The sequence below is a fragment of the Sulfitobacter dubius genome, from assembly GCF_900113435.1.
Lineage (GTDB): Bacteria > Pseudomonadota > Alphaproteobacteria > Rhodobacterales > Rhodobacteraceae > Sulfitobacter > Sulfitobacter dubius.
In genome coordinates this window covers 716,277-733,871 of sequence record NZ_FOPG01000001.1, presented here as the reverse complement: position 1 = coordinate 733,871, position 17,595 = coordinate 716,277, and the positions used below count along the sequence as shown (strand labels likewise).

Sequence of the window (17,595 nt, the reverse complement as noted above, 5' to 3'; positions counted from 1 at the left end):
CGGCGAGTGAGGGTAAGACGATGAAGCTATCTACCAAAGGGCGTTATGCCATGGTCGCTTTGGCCGATATTGCGTTGCAGCCCGAAGGGTCGCTTGTGTCGCTGGGTGACATTGCCGAACGGCAGTCAGTGTCTTTGCCCTATCTGGAACAATTGTTCGTCAAACTGCGGCGCGCCGAGCTTGTGACCTCTGTACGCGGCCCCGGCGGGGGATACCGTTTGGCGCGCTCGCCAGTCGATATTCGGGTGGTCGATGTTTTGGCCGCTGTGGATGAGACAGTGGACGCGATGCACAAAGGGGCAGGCGCCTCTGGCGGCTTGTCGGGAAGCCGTGCGCAATCTCTGACCAACCGTCTCTGGCAAGGGTTGAGCGCGCACGTCTATGTTTTCCTGCATCAGACGCGTTTGTCAGATGTGGTTGAGAATGAATTGGCCCCATGCCCTGCGGTGCCAACCCTCTTTGCCGTGGTGGATGAGACGTGAGAGCCTATCTCGACCATAACGCAACCACGCCGCTGCGGGCAGAAGCACGTGCAGCAATGCTCGCGGCAATGGACCTGCCCGGCAACCCGTCTTCGGTCCATGCCGAAGGCCGCGCGGCCAAAGCCATGGTCGAGCGTGCGCGCACGCAGGTGGCCGGGTTGGTGGGCTGCGATCCGGTTGATGTGATCTTTACCTCTGGCGCCACCGAAGCGGCTGCACTTGCCGTCTCTTTGGGCACGCGGGTGGTCACATCGGCGGTAGAGCATGACGCGGTCCTGTCGTGGGGGCAGGCGGATCGACTGGGGGTCGATGCTAAGGGCATCTGGGACGGTGATCTGAGCATTGCCGAGGGGGCCGATGTGGTGGCCCTTCAGGCGGCCAATAGCGAGACGGGTGTGCTGCAGCAGACCATGACGCTGGCGCAACAATGTTGGGCGATGGAAAGCACGCCTTATGTGCTGGTTGATGCGGTGCAGGCGGTGGGGAAAACTTCGTTCAAAATGGCCACTTCCGGCGCTGATTTCATCCTCGTCTCTGCCCATAAGCTGGGCGGGCCGAAAGGCATAGGTGCGCTGATCGTCAAGCGGGGCATCGACGTGGCTGCGCAGTTGCGGGGCGGTGGGCAAGAGATGGGCCGCCGTTCGGGCACCGAGAATATCCCCGGAATAGCAGGCTTTGGCGCGGCAGCAGAAGCGGCGGCGGCAGATGTGGCTGCGGGCCGTTGGGAAGAGGTGGCACAGCTTCGTGATTTGCTGGAAGTGACCCTTGCGGACGCCTCAAAGTTGACTATTTCTGTAGGAAAAGACGCGCCGCGTCTGCCCAACACCTCCTGCCTTATCTCGCCCGGCTGGAAAGGTGAGACGCAGGTCATGCAGATGGATCTTGCAGGTTTTGCCATCTCCGCAGGATCGGCCTGTTCCAGCGGCAAGGTACGCGCCAGTGCCGTATTGCGCGCCATGGGCTTTGATGAAACACAGGCCGCCAGCGCGATCCGGGTGTCGCTGGGCCTGCAAACCACCCGGGAAGATGTCTTGCGGTTCGCGACTAGCTGGACCGCAAAAATGAAAAAGCACGAAACGCGGGCCGCCTGAGCGCCGCCACGGAAAGGAACCGAAACCTTGGATAATATGACCCTCAAAGAGAATGACGGCGTCAAAGAAGGCGTTGACCAGGAAACCGTGGATGCCGTGCGCGAAGTCGGCGGCAAATACAAATATGGTTGGTCCACCGACATCGAAATGGAATACGCCCCGAAAGGGCTCACGCCAGACATCGTGCGGCTGATCTCGGAAAAGAACGAAGAGCCGGAGTGGATGACCGAATGGCGTCTCGCAGCTTATGATCGTTGGTTGACCAAGAAAGAACCCGATTGGGCGATGGTCGACTACCCTGAAATCGATTTTCAGGACCAGTATTACTATGCGCGCCCCAAAAGCATGGCGGAAAAACCCAAGTCTTTGGATGACGTCGACCCAAAGCTTTTGGATACTTACAAAAAGCTGGGCATCCCGCTGAAAGAGCAGATGATCTTGGCCGGTGTCGAAGGCGCTGAGGATGCGCCAGCAGAAGGCCGCAAGGTGGCTGTGGACGCCGTGTTTGACTCCGTTTCTGTCGGCACGACGTTCCAAGAGGAACTGAAGAAGGCGGGTGTTATCTTTTGCTCGATCTCCGAGGCAATCCGCGAGCATCCTGAACTGGTGCGCAAGTACCTCGGCTCGGTCGTGCCAGTGTCGGATAACTTCTATGCCACGCTGAACTCCGCCGTCTTCTCCGATGGCTCCTTCGTCTACGTTCCGCCGGGCGTGCGTTGCCCAATGGAACTGTCGACCTATTTCCGCATCAACGCCGAAAACACCGGTCAGTTCGAGCGCACGTTGATCATCGCCGACAAGGGTTCTTACGTCAGCTATCTCGAAGGCTGCACCGCACCGCAGCGTGATGAGAGCCAGTTGCACGCCGCCGTGGTCGAGATCATCATCGAAGAAGACGCTGAGGTGAAATACTCCACCGTTCAGAACTGGTATCCCGGTGATGAGAACGGCAAGGGCGGCATCTATAACTTCGTGACCAAACGCGCCGATTGCCGGGGCGACCGGGCCAAGGTGATGTGGACGCAGGTCGAAACCGGCTCCGCCGTGACGTGGAAATACCCGTCCTGCATCCTGCGCGGCGACGATAGCCAAGGCGAGTTCTATTCCATCGCCATCGCCAACAACATGCAGCAGGCCGATACCGGCACCAAGATGGTGCACCTCGGTAAACGCACCAAGTCGCGCATCGTGTCCAAGGGGATCTCTGCCGGTAAGGCGCAAAACACCTATCGCGGCTTGGTGTCGATGCACCCTAAGGCCAAGGAATCGCGCAACTATACCCAGTGTGACAGTCTGCTGATCGGCTCTGAATGTGGGGCGCATACGGTGCCTTATATCGAGGTGAAGAATAACTCGAGCCGCGTGGAGCACGAGGCGACAACGTCCAAGGTAGACGACGATCAGATGTTCTACTGCCGCTCACGTGGGATGGACGAAGAAGAGGCGGTGGCGCTGGTGGTGAACGGTTTCTGCAAGGACGTTCTGCAGGCCTTGCCGATGGAATTCGCGATGGAAGCCCAAGCGCTTGTGGCAATCTCGCTGGAAGGCTCTGTCGGCTGATCGGGCATGGCGTGTTGCGCAGCATTGAGGGCTAGTGTCCCGCAGCGCAGCGCAGCGCGTCGGCCGATGGCAGTGATAACTTTAATACGCAGGGGGAAGCCTCTGATGGAAAACAGAATATTGATATTGCGGCGCGAGCGCGCGCCAGAAGGAGACCGAAATGCTGAGCATTAAAAACCTGCACGTGAAACTGGAAGAAGAGGACAAGCAAATCCTCAAAGGCGTCGACCTGGAAGTCGAGGCCGGTAAGGTGCATGCCATCATGGGGCCGAACGGCTCGGGCAAATCGACACTGAGCTATGTGCTTTCCGGCAAAGACGGCTATGAGGTGACCGACGGTTCCGCAACACTGGAAGGCAACGATCTGCTTGATCTGGAGCCTGAAGAGCGTGCCGCAGCTGGCCTGTTTTTGGCCTTTCAATACCCGGTCGAAATTCCCGGTGTCGGCAACATGACCTTCCTACGGACCGCCGTAAACGCGCAGCGTAAGGCGCGTGGCGAAGAGGAAATGTCGGCGGCTGACTTCCTTAAGGAAATCCGCGCCAAGGCAAAGGATTTGAAAATCGACGCCGATATGCTGAAACGCCCCGTGAACATGGGCTTCTCGGGCGGCGAGAAAAAGCGCAATGAAATTCTTCAGATGGCGATGCTTGAGCCGAAGATGTGCATCTTGGACGAAACCGACTCCGGTCTTGACGTTGACGCGATGAAGCTGGTCGCCGAAGGCGTCAACGCATTGCGTACCGAAGGCCGTGGTTTCCTTGTGATCACGCACTATCAGCGCCTTCTGGACCACATCAAACCCGATGTCGTGCACATCATGTCCGATGGCCGCATCATCAAGACCGGTGGCCCTGAGCTGGCGCTTGAAGTCGAAAACAACGGTTACGCCGACATCCTCGCCGAGGTGGCGTAATGGCCGAAGCAAAACTCCAAGAAACCCCGACCGAGGCGATGATCGCATCCCTCGATATGCCGCAGGGTGGCTGGGCGCAGGCGGCGCGTGAAGACGCGCTGGCGCGTGTGCGCACAATGGGCTTGCCGCAACGCCGTGATGAGTATTGGAAGTTCACACGCCCCGATACGCTGACACAAGCCGAACCTGTTCCGGCTGCGATCTTTGATCACGGTGATGCGCCGCTGTTCGATGATACCGAGCGTTTGCGTATTGTTTTTGTGGATGGGGTCTTCGACGCCGAAGCCTCTGACGATCTGTCGCTCGAAGGTGTCAGCATTGACCGTCTCGCGGCGGCGAACAGTGATCTGCATTGGGCGCGTGACCTCTATGGGAAATTGGAAAAGAACGGCCAGACCCCAGTTGCACGCCCACTTGCGGCACTGAACACGGCCTACGCCAGTGATGGTGTTTTGATCCATGTGACAGGCACGCCAAGCAAGCCGATCAACCTAGTTTACCACCATAAATCAGAAACTTCTGATGCGATGTTACACCATGTGGTAAAGCTCGACAAAGGGGCCGAAGTGACCCTGTTGGAGAATGGACCCGCAGCGGCACGTTTCAACACCGTTTTGGAAGTCGAAGTAGCCGATACCGCGCGCTTCCACCATGTGCGCGCGCAAGGGCGTGACCATGAACGGCGCGCCGCGACGCATCTCTTCACCCGTCTCGGCACCGAGTCTTTGTTCAAGAGCTTTACCGTGACCGTAAACGGCGCGATGACGCGCAATGAATGCGTGATCGAATTGACGGGCGATGATGCGTCGGCGCATGTGGCAGGCGCCTGTGTTGGCGATGGCGATTTTCACCATGACGACACGGTCTTCATCACCCATGACGCGGTGAATTGCGAAAGCCGTCAGGTCTATAAAAAGGTGCTGCGCAACGGGGCGACGGGCGTGTTTCAGGGCAAGATCCTTGTTAAAGAAGGCGCGCAGAAAACGGATGGTTATCAGATCAGCCAATCACTGCTGCTGGATGGAGACAGCCAGTTCCTTGCCAAGCCTGAGCTTGAAATCTACGCCGATGATGTCGCCTGTTCGCACGGCTCGACCTCTGGCGCGATCGACGAAGAGGCGTTGTTTTACCTCCGCGCGCGCGGTGTGTCTCATGCCGAAGCGACCGATCTTTTGACGCTCGCTTTCCTTGCCGAAGCGGTTGAGGAAATCGAAGCCGAAGGCCTGCGCGAAGAAATCAATGGGCGTCTCAGCTCTTGGTTGGAGCGTCGTAGCAGCTGATGGCTGTTACCAGCGATATCGTTGCCACCTATCGCGGCCCCGGCACAGTGATGTCGGGGCTGCTTGCGCAGGGCCGTAACGAAGTGCGCGTGTTGATGTTCGCGCTGATGGCGGGGCTGCTGATCTTCGTGGCACTGTCGCCTTATCAAGCGCGGGCGGCGCATCTTGATCCTGAAGGGCCGCTTTCGGTTCGGCAGTATTGGAGCGCGTTTTTCTGGATCTTTTTGATGCCGCTGTTGCTTTATGCATTTGCGGCAATGGTATGGGTGATCAGCCGTGTCGCGGGTCAAAAGCTCACAGGTTACGCGGTGCGGTTGACCTTGGTCTGGTCGCTGCTGGCCTCTGCGCCGATCCTGTTGCTGCTGGGCCTTGCGCTCGGTTTCATCGGGCCGGGGGTCCAAGCGCAGATCGTGGGCGCGGTTTGGTTGGCTGTGTTCTTCTGGTTCTGGTTCTCGGGCCTGTTTGCGGCACAGCGGGGCTAGGATGAACAGTGCAGCCTTGATCCCACTTGTGCAAACCACCCTGCGCAACCCACGCGCAGCGGCGGGTCTGATCGCGGCCCTCCAACTTAGCCGAGAGGTCATCTGGACAGCTTTGGCCTTGGTTGCGGCGCTCAATGCGCTGGTGATCTCGGCCATGTTCGCCATTGCGCCGCCTGCCATGGCTCTGCCCAGTTACTTTCAATCACCACTTGTCCTCTTCGCGCTGTTGGGAGGGCTGATGGTGCTCTATGTCCATGCGCTGTCGTGGGTTGGACGCGCGATGGGCGGGCAGGGTATGATTGAGCCCCTCTTGGCCGCGGTGGTTTGGCTACAGGCGCTGCGGCTTTGTGCGCAGTTGGGGATCTTGCTGCTAACGGTCGCACTGCCGCCATTGGCTATGCTGGCCTCTTTTGTGGTCACATTCTGGGGCCTTTGGATCCTGCTGAATTTCGTCGCCGAACTGTTGCATCTGCCGGGGCTTTTTCATGCGGCCGCTGTGCTGGCAGGTGCCGCGCTTGGGGTTCTGTTGGGCCTTGGCCTCTTGCTGTCTTTGATCGGGCTGACCGCCCAAGGAGTTTAAGTCATGTTCGACGTTGAAGCCGTCCGGGCGCAGTTTCCGATCCTTTCACGTCAGGTGAATGGCAAGCCGCTGGTCTATCTGGATAATGGGGCATCCGCGCAGAAACCGCAGGTGGTGATCGACGCGATCACGCAGGCCTATGCGCAAGAATACTCTAATGTTCACCGTGGCTTACACTATCTTTCTAATCTAGCCACAGACAAGTATGAGGGGGTGCGCGGTACGGTTGCCCGTTTCCTTAATGCCGGGTCTGAGGATGAGATTGTACTTAACACCGGCGCTACGATGGGGATTAACACCGTTGCCTATGGATGGGCCATGCCCCGCATGCAGCCTGGCGATGAGATCGTTCTGTCGGTGATGGAGCACCACGCCAATATCGTTCCGTGGCATTTCCTGCGTGAGCGACAAGGCGTCGTGCTCAAGTGGGTTGATGTGGACGCCACCGGTGCATTGGATCCGCAAGCGGTGATCGATGCCATCGGGTCAAAGACAAAGCTGGTTGCAATCTCTCATCTTTCCAATGTTTTGGGCACTAAAGTTAATGTAAAGGCAATCACCGCAGGAGCGCATGAAAAGGGTGTTCCGGTGCTGGTTGACGGCTCGCAAGCGGCCGTTCACATGCCGGTCGATGTCCAAGACCTAGGTTGTGATTTCTACGCGGTGACTGGCCATAAGCTTTATGGCCCTTCCGGCTCCGGCGCGATTTACATCAAATCCGAGCGTATGGCTGAAATGCGCCCCTTTATCGGCGGCGGTGACATGATCCGCGAAGTTACCAAGGACACGATCAGCTATAATGATCCGCCAATGATGTTCGAAGCAGGCACGCCCGGCATCGTTGCAACCATTGGTTTGGGTGTGGCGCTTGATTTCATGATGGATCACGGGATGGAGAATATCGCCGCCCATGAGGATAGTTTGCGCGACTATGCGGTCTCGCGTCTTGGCGGTTTGAATTGGCTTAACTTGCAAGGCACCACGCCGGATAAAGCCGCGATCTTTAGCTTCACACTCGACGGGGCGGCCCATGCCCATGACATTTCGACCGTGTTGGACAAGAAGGGTGTGGCCGTGCGCGCCGGGCACCATTGCGCGGCACCTTTAATGACACATCTCGGCGTCTCGGCCACCTGTCGCGCGTCGTTTGGCATGTACAACACCCGCGCCGAGGTGGACACACTGGTCGAAGCGCTTGAACTGGCGCATGATCTTTTCGCATGACCTGATTTTCGCTTCCCCTGAACCCTGATTTCCCATTGCAGGGGCGGCCCGGTCTGGCTATACCGCCCCTCAGTGGACCCTTAGCTCAGCTGGATAGAGCGCTGCCCTCCGAAGGCAGAGGCCAGAGGTTCGAATCCTCTAGGGTCCGCCACTATTCACGATCATATTTAGGTTGGTTTCGCGGGAACTGGGGCACTGGGAATTTGGTCCCAAGCCCGTTAACGTGACTGTGCCGGTCAGATACTTCTTGTTTTGTCCAGTAGGCGTAATTCGCAATAGCGCTGTGTGGGTCTTGTAGGCCTTGCGCAACTGCCGTCAGCTTGGAGACACCTTATGAGGCTAGCATCCCGTTTGACCGCTGCGCTCATCGTTGGCTTTGCCCGTGCCGTGACGGCCGTCCGCGGAGTTTGGGACGGTATCGAGCCGGTGCAGGGCCAGCGTATCTATTTTGCCAATCACAACAGTCATGGGGATTTTGTGTTGGTTTGGACCGTCCTTCCACCTGATTTGCGCCTTCGTGCCCGTCCTGTGGCGGGGGCAGATTACTGGCTGACATCAAAGCTGAAGTCATTCATCGGCAAGGATGTTTTCAATGCCGTGCTGATCGACCGTAATCCAGAGACGCGCACCGACGACCCAATGACACAGATGAGCGCCGCGCTTAAAAGCGGTGATAGTCTGATCCTATTTCCTGAAGGTACGCGCAACACTGGGAAGTCTCCGCTGCTGCCGTTTAAATCCGGTTTATTTCACCTTGCCACGGCAAACCCCGAGATCGACATGGTTCCGGTTTGGATCGAAAACCTAAACCGTGTCATGCCCAAGGGGGCTTTGGTACCAATTCCGTTGATTTGCACCGTCACCTTTGGCGCAGCTATGCGGCTGGAAGCTGGTGAGGATAAGGCGAGTTTCCTCGCGCGCGCTGAAAGCGCCCTTGTCGCATTAAATCCTGAAGGAACTAGCTGACATGAACGGACATTTCATCATTCTGCTCGGCCTTGTGCTGACCGTCCTACTGATAGCGACGGGGGCAGCTCAACTCCTGAAGCGACGCGCTGGAGCGGATAACCTAACAATCCAGAACCTCACGGCTCGGATCAACGCGTGGTGGGTAATGGTTGCCATTATGGCGATTGCATTCGTCGCTGGCACGGCGGGGGTAGTTATCCTGTTTGCCATCTGCTCGTTCGCAGCACTACGGGAATTTCTCACGCTGACCAACACCGCCGCGGCGGATCATTGGGCGCTGGCCGCCGCCGTTTTCATCGTGCTTCCGTTGCAATATCTATCTGTTGGCATGGGCTGGTATGGGTTCTATTCGATCTTCATTCCAGTTTACGCGTTCTTGTTGATGCCAATTTTATCGACGTTACGCGGGCAGTCTGAAAACTTCCTGATCCGGGTATCCGAAGCGCAATGGGCCCTGATGATCGCGGTCTTCTGCGTCAGCCATGTGCCCGCGCTGCTAAGCTTGAATATTCCCGGCTATGAGGGAAAAAACCTGTTTTTGATTTTCTTCTTGATCGTCGTCGTGCAGTCTTCAGACGTTTTGCAATATGTCTGGGGTAAACTGATGGGCCGCCGCAAGATCGCGCCAACCCTGTCGCCTTCCAAGACATTAGAAGGGCTGGTTGGCGGTGTCATCAGCGCTAGCCTAATGGGTGCCGCTCTGTTTTGGATCACACCGTTTTCCGTTCTGCAGGCATTTGCGCTGTCGCTGGTCATAACATTGATGGGTTTCTTCGGCGGGCTGGTCATGTCCGCGATCAAGCGTGACCGTGGGGTTAAGGATTGGGGCCACCTGATCGCCGGGCATGGCGGCTTCATCGATCGGTTGGATTCGGTGATTTTTTCCGCGCCGATCTTCTTTCATATTGTTCGGTTTTACTGGGATCTGCATTGAATATTCAGCGCCTGATCTCCTCGACACCGCTGCATGTGGCGGTCGGTTTCTTGGCGATGGGCGGTTGGGCCGTTTTTGCCAACGCAGGGCATGGTATGCGCGCCATGCTTGTCGCGGGGCTTGTTCAGGGTCTGATTTCGGGCGCCCTGACATTCGGACTGAAATACTCTGTCGACTGGATGCGTCCCCGCCTCTCGCGCGGACTTGGATACTGGGTGCCCCCCTTAGGCGCGATTTGCGGTTCGGCCCTTCTGCTGGTTGTGACCCATTGGTTAAGCGGTACGCCGGAAATAGCGATGACAATCGCCGTGCCACTTGGCGTGTCATTAAGCTATATTTTTACCTACAACATCCTGCGCCAGCACCGGGAAAGCCCAAAGATCAGCAAGAAAGATGTCCATGATTAACCTTAAAAACCGCCGCCCCCTAAGCAGCCGTGATACGAAATGGGCCGCAGGCTGTGCTGCTTGGCTTGCAAACAAGGGGGTGACGCCGAACGCTATCTCCCAAGCCAGCATGGGGACTGCACTTGTGGCAGGTGTCGCGTTCGCAGCCAGTGGTCATGTGGGCAGTGTTTACGGTGTCGGCGCATTCTTGATCCTTGGTGGGTTTTTCTGCCAGTTACGGCTGCTGTGTAACCTGTTTGATGGAATGGTCGCGGTCGAAGCGGGGAAAAGCGCACCTGACGGGCCGCTTTGGAACGAATTTCCTGATCGCGTGTCAGACTTGCTGATCTTCGCAGGGGTGGGTTTGGGCGTCGGAAATCTTTCGCTGGGGCTGGCGGCAGGCGCGATGTCAGTGTTGACGGCTTATACCCGCGAGTTGGGTGCCGGAATTGGCCTTGCACCTGATTTTAGGGGGCCAATGGCGAAACCGCAGCGCATGGCATTGGTGACGGGCGCCGCGATAATGGCAGTATTCGAACCACTGTTCGCAGCGGCAGGTACGGTCCTGACTTGGGCGCTGTGGATCGCAGCCATTGGTGCTGCGCTGACCGCCATACGGCGTGCCGCGCGTATTCGAACGGACCTGTTGAAACGAGGGTAAAGCGAATGGGTTAGCGGGTATTCCAGCGGATCGAAACCTTGGCAACGTCAGCTTATCACGTTGTTAGCTAAAATATTCGTCATGAATTGCAGGGTCTCAGATTAGTTCAAGGAACTTCTGTTCTGCCAATGAAAGATGCCGTTCCTTGTGGCGCAATACATGAAACTGGCGCTGCGGTAGCCTGAAATTCACCGAAACCAGCCGGTTTGCTTTGATTGCACGGCCAACGACGAGGGTCGATAAGATCGCAGCGCCTGCACCCGCTTCTACCGCGACACAAAGAGCCTCGTTCGATGGCAGCTCAAACGCAATCTCTATGTCATCGGTGCATAGGCCTTGGTCGAGAAGGGCCTTCTCGCAGGCCGACCGGGTGCCGGAACCTGCCTCTCGCATCACCCATGGACTGGCCTTAAGGTCTTCAGGCGCAGAAGGTGGGCGGCACTGCCAATCATGCCCCGGGGCCACGACGAGCGCCAGTTGATCACCGGGCAAGCTTTGGCTGGTCAGCGCCGCATCGGTGATCTCTCCCTCGACGAATCCGAGGTCGACGGTAGCGTCATGGACCATCTGCGCCACGAGGGTGGAGTTGCCGACCGAGAGTTCAAGTGAGATGCCCGGATGATGCTCTCGAAAACGCTGCATCAGAGGCGGTAACCAGTAGTTTGCAATTGTCTGGCTGGCGCCCAAGCGCAGCGTGCCGCGTTTCATCCCGGCCAGATCACCTAGCAGACGTTTTGCCTGTTCAGCGCGTGCCACGACGGCCCGTGCCTCGCTTAGAAACAACTTTCCTGAGTCTGTCAGCACAACACGCCTTCCAACCCGATCAAACAAGCGAACGGCGTGGCGTTCCTCCAACGCGGCGACTGCAGCGCTGGTCGCACTCTGGGTCAGGTTAAGATACGCCGCCGCCTGAGTGACATGCTCACGTTCGGCCACAGCGATAAAGATTCTAAGTTGTTCAAGCGTCATGTCAGTAGAAGAACCAGACCAAGGCTGAAAAAGGAAATGAAAATCCAAGCCCCGGCCCCCAACAGCGCGGGCCTGATGCCTGCGGCCACCAGTTTGCGCATGTCGGTCTCTAGCCCCATCGCCGCGAGGGCCATGGCGAGCAGAAATTGCGTGATGCCGGTGGTGTAGGGCGTTGCGACCTCAGGAACCCAGCCCGTGCTGGCCAGCCCGACCATGGCGACGAACCCGAATACGAACCACGGCAAGGGGGCTGCCGCGCGGTTCGCTACGCCACCAGTTTGACGTAGTTTGCGGGCGGCAAAAAAGCCAAGGCCCAGCACGACAGGTGCCAGCATCATAACACGTGTCAGCTTGGCAATAGTGCCGAATTCCCCGGCCTCCTGCCCGCGCACATAAGCGGCGGCGACAACCTGTGCCACCTCGTGGATCGACGCTCCGGTCCACAAGCCGTAGGCCTGCGGGCCCATGTCAAACAGACCTGCAATCACGGGCATCAGCATCATCGAGAGGGAACCAAAGATCGTCACGCAGGCAACGGCATATGCCACGTCCTCATCACGGCCACGGGTCACGGTATTGGTGGCAATCACAGCAGAGGCGCCGCAAATCGAACTGCCGGAGGCGATCAGCTGCGTCAGCTTTGCATTCACTTTCAACACCCGCCCTAGCCAAGTGGTAAAGGCGAATGTGGCCAGCAGCGTCGCAACAATAAGCGCCACACCGACGCCGCCCACGGCGATGACTTGCTGAACCGTAAGTTGCAGGCCAAGCAACACGATCCCGGCGCGTAAGATGCGTTTGAGGCTAAACGACACACCAGCCTTTGCAATTGCGGGGGTTCCGATCAGGTTGTGAAACGCCATGCCGATCAGGATGGCCAAAATGAGCGGGCTGAGCGTACCAATGCCGGGCAAGTGGCGCAGGCCAAATGCAAGTGCTGAGATCAGCGCTGCGAGGAAAAGGCCAGGAAACATACTGGGCGCTTTCGTCCTTTGCTGCGGCCTCAGCCCAACGCCACCTTCGTGGATGCCGAAATATGTCATCTGAAATCCCCTCGCGATTAGTTCGGGGGTATCTTTAGGTTTTCCGCTGATATTATAAAAACTGTTTGTTTGAGTGGGATTAATCGATTTTGATGAATGGTCGAGGGGAGGCGTCAATCAATCGGAAGCCCAGTCAAATCCGAACGGCTGTTTCTTCTTTCGCAGTGCGGCTCCTTCGCGTCATCTCAGACGAGACGTTTTCGAAATGGGCATTTAGAACGCAAGGCTCGCATTCGACTGTTAAACAAGGCGCGTCGTGATGGTTGTCATGAAAGCTGAAAACGGGAGGTTCTGGGGCAAGACAGTTTATGGAAATGCTTCATGTCGGCGTCCCTTAAGAAAGATGGGATCAATTACCCCTCCATAGTGTACCGCGCTTTGTGATTGCGGGGGGATCAGATCACCATCAGGCGTTCGTGAGATGCATTTCTGAAAAAATGGAACGTAATAGATGCCAAGTTAACCGCCAATAACCCAGTCACGATTATATGCGGCTCCTATAAACTTAATCCCGATTTAGGTGCATTTATATATCTCTGCAATCGTATACCTAGTGCGCATCAAGGAAAATCATGCACTAGGACGAAAAAGATGAAGGCCATTGGCTACAACATTACAGGCGCGGCAGAGGTTTTGGAAGAACTCGAGATCGATCGCCCCGCATTCGGGTCGCGTGACCTTTTGGTTGAGGTAAAGGGTATTTCAGTCAATCCGGTAGACGTAAAGCTGCGCGCACTCGCTGCGCCGGAAGGGGGGGCGAAAGTCTTGGGCTTTGACGCGGCCGGGGTCGTGGTCGAAGTGGGCAGCGAAGTCACAGATTTTGAAGTTGGCGATGAAGTCTTTTACGCGGGCGATGTGACCCGTGCGGGCACCAATGCAGCGTTCCATGCTGTTGATGAACGGATCGTGGGACATAAGCCAGAGACGCTCGATTTTGTCCAAGCCGCTGGTGTGCCTCTCACTGCAATCACTGCTTGGGAAATGTTGTTCGACGCCTTCCGCCTGACCGAAGGTGCTGGGAAGGGGCAATCGATCTTGGTGATCGGCGGGGCCGGCGGTGTGGGCTCGATCCTCATCCAACTCGCCAAGGCCCTGACTGGGTTGACCGTTGTGGCCACGGCCTCGCGGCCTGAGACCCAAGAGTGGGTGCGAAAAATGGGTGCAGACCATGTGATAGATCACCGAGGCGATTTGGTGGCGCAGCTGGCGGAGCTGGAACTCATGCCGACCTATGTGGCAGCACTGACCGCGACTGACATGCATTGGCCCGCTATTGTTGATCTCATCGCGCCACGCGGCCAGATCGCGCTGATTGATGACCCCGATGTGTTAGACATTAAGACTGCAAAGCCCAAAGCGCTGAGCATTCATTGGGAGTTTATGTTCAGCAGGGCGATGTTCCAGACCGCTGACATGACCGCGCAGCGCGATCTGTTGAACCGTGTATCGCAGATGATCGATGCGGGTACGTTGCAGTCCACCGTCACCGAACACGCCGGGACGATCACCGTTGAGAACCTTCGCGCCGCACATCTGCGTCAGGAAAGCGGGCGTGTGATTGGCAAGCAGGTTCTGGGCGGCTGGTGATAGAGATGTCATCCTGACCACATTCTCCCCTCAAACTTAGCAGCGCAGATATTCCAGTAAGGAGAGACCCATGACCAAGACTATCCTCATCACCGGCGCCACCGACGGTATCGGCCTGTTGACCGCAAAGCAGTTGGCCGAGCAGGGGCATACTGTCTTGCTTCATGGTCGCAGCGCCGAGAAATTGGCCAGCGCTGCGGGGGAGGTTGGGAGCAGCCCAAAGACTTACCGTGCTGATCTGTCTCGGTTGGAGGAGGTCGAAGGTTTGGCTAAAGCGCTTCGCGACGATCATGCCCAAATCGATGTGGTGATCAATAACGCCGGTGTATTCAAACTTCCGAACCCGCGGACCGAAGCAGGGTTGGACGCACGTTTTGTGGTGAACACATTGGCGTCCTATCTGCTGGTACAACGGTTGCTGCCAATGCTTCCGAAGGAGGGCAGGGTGGTAAACCTCTCTTCGGCGGCGCAGGCTTCGATAGATGTGGCTGCGCTGCGGGGGGACGGGGCATTGGAAGATATGGCAGCCTATGCGCAAAGCAAACTTGCGATCACCATCTGGACGCAGGAAATGGCCCGCTTGCATCAAGATGGCCCGGTATTCATTGCTGTGAACCCGGGATCCCTGCTGGCATCGAAAATGGTAAAGGAGGGGTTTGGCGTGGCTGGAAATGACCTGAGCATCGGGGCGGACATTCTCTGCCGCGCGGCCCTGTTAGACGAGTTTGCCGATGCATCTGGCGCGTATTTTGATAATGATATGGGTGGTTTCGGGCAGCCTCATAGTGCTGCGCGTGATATGCCTCATGTCAAAGAAGTTATGGCGGCAATCCGCGCGCTTGTCGCAGAGACCCCTATTGGCTAGCTGCTTTCGGGGCATTAACTTGTCCCGGCGAAATAGCTCCAAACTTTAGATAATACCCAACCCCAGAAACCGATGGCAAAGATCAAGCCGACGCCGATCCACCAGCCAGAGGCAAGGTTGTCGCTTTTTGGCAGTTGACCCGTCAGCGTTTCAAGTCGAATGGCCGTCCGCCTGCGCGTACGTTCAGCGTCCTTTGAACTATCGTTCGGCGGATCATCAAGCGGCGCTGAAGGCAGAGGCATGGTATTCGGCGGCGTGTCGCGGGCGTTTTGCTGTTTGCTTGCAATACGCTCTTCTTCATCGGTCATGCCGCTGTCTTTCATCAGGCTCGGTGTTTGGTCGGGATTCGGGTGATCCACATCGACGGTAAATGACAGAGATTACCTAAGAAGAACAGTGTCTTAAAATAAGGCCGAAGTAGGGTCGAGTTTCCCGTAAGTCGGGAAGTGCTATCGCAAAATCGTAAAAAAACCCCGCGCAGCGGTGCTGGCGGGGCAATTTTTGTCGTGCATTGGGGCGCGGTTCCCTTACCGACGGCGACGCCCTCCAGTGCGGCCCGCGCGGCCCCGGCCTTCTTGTCCTGCTTTGGGGGCTACCTTGTTGAACTCGATCCACGCGCTGCCGTGCGGATCTCGGTCAAAAAGGAAATTGGCGGCGCGGATAGCCTCCATTTCTTTGCCCGGGCGTGGCTTGGTCGAGCCGAGGTTAAAGAGGGTGAGGAAGGTTTCATCGTCCATCTCTTCGGGCAAGATGATACCGGCGGCGGCCATCTCGGCGCGTTTTTCGGCAATCTTGACGGCGTTGAGCGGCACGGCCACCGGGTTCATGATCGCGCTGGTCATGCCCGCGCCCATGGCCATCGGCAGGAAGGCGTTGTTGATCCCGTGGCGGTTGGGCAGACCAAAAGAAATGTTCGACGCACCGCAGGTTGTGTTCACGCCCAACTCTTCGCGCAGGCGACGCACGAGGGTAAAGACCTGATGGCCCGCCGTTGCCATGGCACCAATCGGCATGACCAGCGGGTCGACCACGATGTCATGGGCGGGGATGCCGAAATCGGCGGCACGTTCGACGATCTTTTTCGCCACAGCGAATCGCACATCCGGGTCTTCAGAAATGCCGGTGTCATCGTTTGAGATCGCCACCACCGGCACGTTGTATTTCTTGACCAGCGGCAGCACGAGTTCAAGCCGCTCTTCCTCGCCAGTGACGGAGTTCAGCAGCGGGCGGCCCTCGCAGGCCTCAAGGCCCGCTTCCAGCGCGCCGGGAACCGAACTGTCGATACAAATCGGCGCATCAACGGCGTTTTGCACCACTTTGATCAGTTCCGGCATCAGCATCGGCTCGACAAAGTTGTTGTCGGCATAGCGGGGGTCTTCGGCCATTTTGTTGGAGAAGACCGCGCCCGAGTTCACATCCAGCACCGTGGCACCTGCGGCGACCTGCGCGATGGCATCCGCCTCGACCCGCGAAAAATCGCCTTGCTCAAGCTCTTGGCTGAGAATCTTGCGGCCCGTGGGGTTGATCCGCTCTCCGATCACGCAAAACGGCTCGTCAAAGCCGATGACGGCGGTCTTGGTCTTGGATTCGATGACGGTTCTGGTCATGTAACTTCCTTTAGGCTGCGTCGGCGGGCACCCCAGAGGCGCCGCCATTCTCTTGGACCCATGTGGCGCTCGTTTTGATCCCGCCCAGCGGGAAAAGATGCACATGGGTGATGTTGAAGTCCGGGTGTGCTGCCTTGTAGGCGGCCAAGTCGCTGATCACATCTGCGGGCTCATAGGGCAACAGCAGCTTGGTGACATCCATCGCCCGCTTTTGCAGCACCTTGAGCGAGGGGCCGACGCCGCAGGCGATGGCGAATTTAATAAGGGTTTGCAGTTTCGCAGGGCCCGCGATGCCGATGTGAATGGGCAGGGTGATGCCTGCGGCCTTGAGGCTGTCGGCCCATTCGATGATCGGCTGCGCTTCAAAGGCGAACTGCGTGGCGATGGCCATTTCTGCATCGGTGCGGGTCTGGAAATCGTTCTTCCATTTCAGCGCCGCATCGACGTTTAGGCGGCCTCCGTCGGCGTCGATGTCGCGATTGCCCTCGGGGTGGCCAGCGACATGCAGACGGGTGAAACCCGCCTCGTCGAAAAGCCCTGTCTCCATCAGCTGCATGCTGTCGGTAAAGTCGCCCACGGGCGCGGTGACACCGCCCGCGAGCAGCAGCGCTTGGCGCACATCGGCTTCGCCCTGATAACGGGCGATCCAGTCGGCCAGGGTGGCGCGGTCCTTGATGATGCGGGCCGGGAAATGCGGCATGACCTTGAAACCGTCGGCGTTTAGCCGCGCGGCGGTGGCGACCATATCCTCAATCGGGGTGCCGTCGATATGGGCGATATAGACACGGGTGCCCTCTGGCAGCAGGGCGCGAAAATCTTCGACCTTCTCGGCGGTGCGGGGCATCACCTCAATCGAATAATCTTTCAATAGCGCCTCAACTTCGGCCACCGGCGCCTGCGGGGCGGCGGTTTCTTTCTTGCGGAAGTTCAAAAGTGCCATGAGCGTGTCCTTGATCATA

19 protein-coding genes and 1 tRNA gene are annotated in these 17,595 nt (G+C 57.6%); 15 read left to right on the top strand and 5 right to left on the bottom strand.

Going from position 1 to position 17,595, the window contains the following annotated elements:
* The first annotated feature begins 20 nt into the window (after nt 1-20).
* The 13 genes from iscR to BM229_RS03570 all read left to right on the top strand — a co-directional run bounded on the left by iscR (nt 21) and on the right by BM229_RS03570 (nt 10,565).
* Complete coding sequence (iscR, locus tag BM229_RS03630) at nt 21-482, top strand: Fe-S cluster assembly transcriptional regulator IscR (RefSeq protein WP_093926308.1); 462 nt, start codon at nt 21-23, stop codon at nt 480-482.
* Nucleotides 479-1,573: a cysteine desulfurase family protein gene (locus BM229_RS03625; protein WP_093926307.1), complete on the top strand. Its 1,095-nt coding sequence runs from the start codon at nt 479-481 to the stop codon at nt 1,571-1,573. The genes iscR and BM229_RS03625 overlap by 4 nt, the downstream gene beginning before the upstream one ends.
* A gap of 36 nt (nt 1,574-1,609) precedes the next feature.
* The gene (sufB, locus tag BM229_RS03620) at nt 1,610-3,133 is read left to right on the top strand and encodes a Fe-S cluster assembly protein SufB (RefSeq protein WP_093926306.1); all 1,524 of its coding nucleotides are present in this window, start codon (nt 1,610-1,612) and stop codon (nt 3,131-3,133) included.
* 160 nt (nt 3,134-3,293) lie between these two features.
* A complete protein-coding gene (gene sufC, locus BM229_RS03615; protein WP_093926305.1) occupies nt 3,294-4,049 on the top strand; it encodes a Fe-S cluster assembly ATPase SufC in 756 nt (251 codons plus the stop codon).
* Entirely contained in the window at nt 4,049-5,329 is a 1,281-nt protein-coding gene (sufD, locus tag BM229_RS03610) for a Fe-S cluster assembly protein SufD (RefSeq protein WP_093926304.1), read from the top strand. The genes sufC and sufD overlap by 1 nt, the downstream gene beginning before the upstream one ends.
* Nucleotides 5,329-5,811: a hypothetical protein gene (locus BM229_RS03605; RefSeq protein WP_093926303.1), complete on the top strand. Its 483-nt coding sequence runs from the start codon at nt 5,329-5,331 to the stop codon at nt 5,809-5,811. The genes sufD and BM229_RS03605 overlap by 1 nt, the downstream gene beginning before the upstream one ends.
* A gap of 1 nt (nt 5,812) precedes the next feature.
* A complete protein-coding gene (locus tag BM229_RS03600; protein ID WP_093926302.1) occupies nt 5,813-6,391 on the top strand; it encodes a YIP1 family protein in 579 nt (192 codons plus the stop codon).
* Nucleotides 6,392-6,394: 3 nt separating this feature from the next.
* Complete coding sequence (locus BM229_RS03595) at nt 6,395-7,615, top strand: cysteine desulfurase (RefSeq protein ID WP_093926301.1); 1,221 nt, start codon at nt 6,395-6,397, stop codon at nt 7,613-7,615.
* Between the two features lie 74 nt (nt 7,616-7,689).
* Nucleotides 7,690-7,766, top strand: a tRNA-Arg gene (locus BM229_RS03590).
* A 182-nt stretch (nt 7,767-7,948) separates the two neighbouring features.
* On the top strand, nt 7,949-8,581 hold the full coding sequence (locus tag BM229_RS03585) for a lysophospholipid acyltransferase family protein (protein WP_093926300.1): 633 nt from the start codon (nt 7,949-7,951) through the stop codon (nt 8,579-8,581).
* A 1-nt stretch (nt 8,582) separates the two neighbouring features.
* Nucleotides 8,583-9,518: a phosphatidate cytidylyltransferase gene (locus BM229_RS03580; protein WP_093926299.1), complete on the top strand. Its 936-nt coding sequence runs from the start codon at nt 8,583-8,585 to the stop codon at nt 9,516-9,518.
* On the top strand, nt 9,515-9,925 hold the full coding sequence (locus BM229_RS03575; protein WP_208604016.1) for a hypothetical protein: 411 nt from the start codon (nt 9,515-9,517) through the stop codon (nt 9,923-9,925). Before BM229_RS03580 ends, BM229_RS03575 begins: the two co-directional genes overlap by 4 nt.
* Entirely contained in the window at nt 9,918-10,565 is a 648-nt protein-coding gene (locus BM229_RS03570; protein ID WP_093926298.1) for a CDP-alcohol phosphatidyltransferase family protein, read from the top strand. Before BM229_RS03575 ends, BM229_RS03570 begins: the two co-directional genes overlap by 8 nt.
* Nucleotides 10,566-10,661: 96 nt before the next feature.
* On the opposite strand, the gene BM229_RS03565 is transcribed toward BM229_RS03570, so the two are convergent.
* Nucleotides 10,662-11,534 carry a LysR substrate-binding domain-containing protein gene (locus BM229_RS03565; RefSeq protein WP_093926297.1) on the bottom strand — a complete coding sequence of 291 codons (873 nt, stop codon included), beginning with the start codon at nt 11,532-11,534 and terminating at the stop codon, nt 10,662-10,664.
* Nucleotides 11,531-12,508: a YeiH family protein gene (locus BM229_RS03560; RefSeq protein WP_244152103.1), complete on the bottom strand. Its 978-nt coding sequence runs from the start codon at nt 12,506-12,508 to the stop codon at nt 11,531-11,533. Before BM229_RS03560 ends, BM229_RS03565 begins: the two co-directional genes overlap by 4 nt.
* A gap of 660 nt (nt 12,509-13,168) precedes the next feature.
* On the opposite strand from BM229_RS03560, the gene BM229_RS03555 reads away from it, so the two are divergent.
* Nucleotides 13,169-14,164, top strand: coding sequence for a zinc-binding alcohol dehydrogenase family protein (locus tag BM229_RS03555; RefSeq protein ID WP_093926295.1), 996 nt, complete (start codon nt 13,169-13,171; stop codon nt 14,162-14,164).
* Between the two features lie 70 nt (nt 14,165-14,234).
* Nucleotides 14,235-15,029, top strand: a complete 795-nt coding sequence (locus BM229_RS03550) for an SDR family NAD(P)-dependent oxidoreductase (protein ID WP_093926294.1) — start codon at nt 14,235-14,237, stop codon at nt 15,027-15,029.
* 14 nt (nt 15,030-15,043) lie between these two features.
* Here the strand turns inward: BM229_RS03550 and BM229_RS03545 are convergent, their stop codons facing one another.
* The 3 genes from BM229_RS03545 to BM229_RS03535 all read right to left on the bottom strand — a co-directional run bounded on the left by BM229_RS03545 (nt 15,044) and on the right by BM229_RS03535 (nt 17,594).
* Nucleotides 15,044-15,337, bottom strand: coding sequence for a hypothetical protein (locus tag BM229_RS03545; RefSeq protein ID WP_093926293.1), 294 nt, complete (start codon nt 15,335-15,337; stop codon nt 15,044-15,046).
* Nucleotides 15,338-15,556: 219 nt separating this feature from the next.
* Complete coding sequence (locus BM229_RS03540; RefSeq protein WP_093926292.1) at nt 15,557-16,636, bottom strand: methyltetrahydrofolate cobalamin methyltransferase; 1,080 nt, start codon at nt 16,634-16,636, stop codon at nt 15,557-15,559.
* 10 nt (nt 16,637-16,646) lie between these two features.
* The gene (locus BM229_RS03535; RefSeq protein ID WP_093926291.1) at nt 16,647-17,594 is read right to left on the bottom strand and encodes a methylenetetrahydrofolate reductase; all 948 of its coding nucleotides are present in this window, start codon (nt 17,592-17,594) and stop codon (nt 16,647-16,649) included.
* Between the last annotated feature and the right edge of the window lies 1 nt (nt 17,595).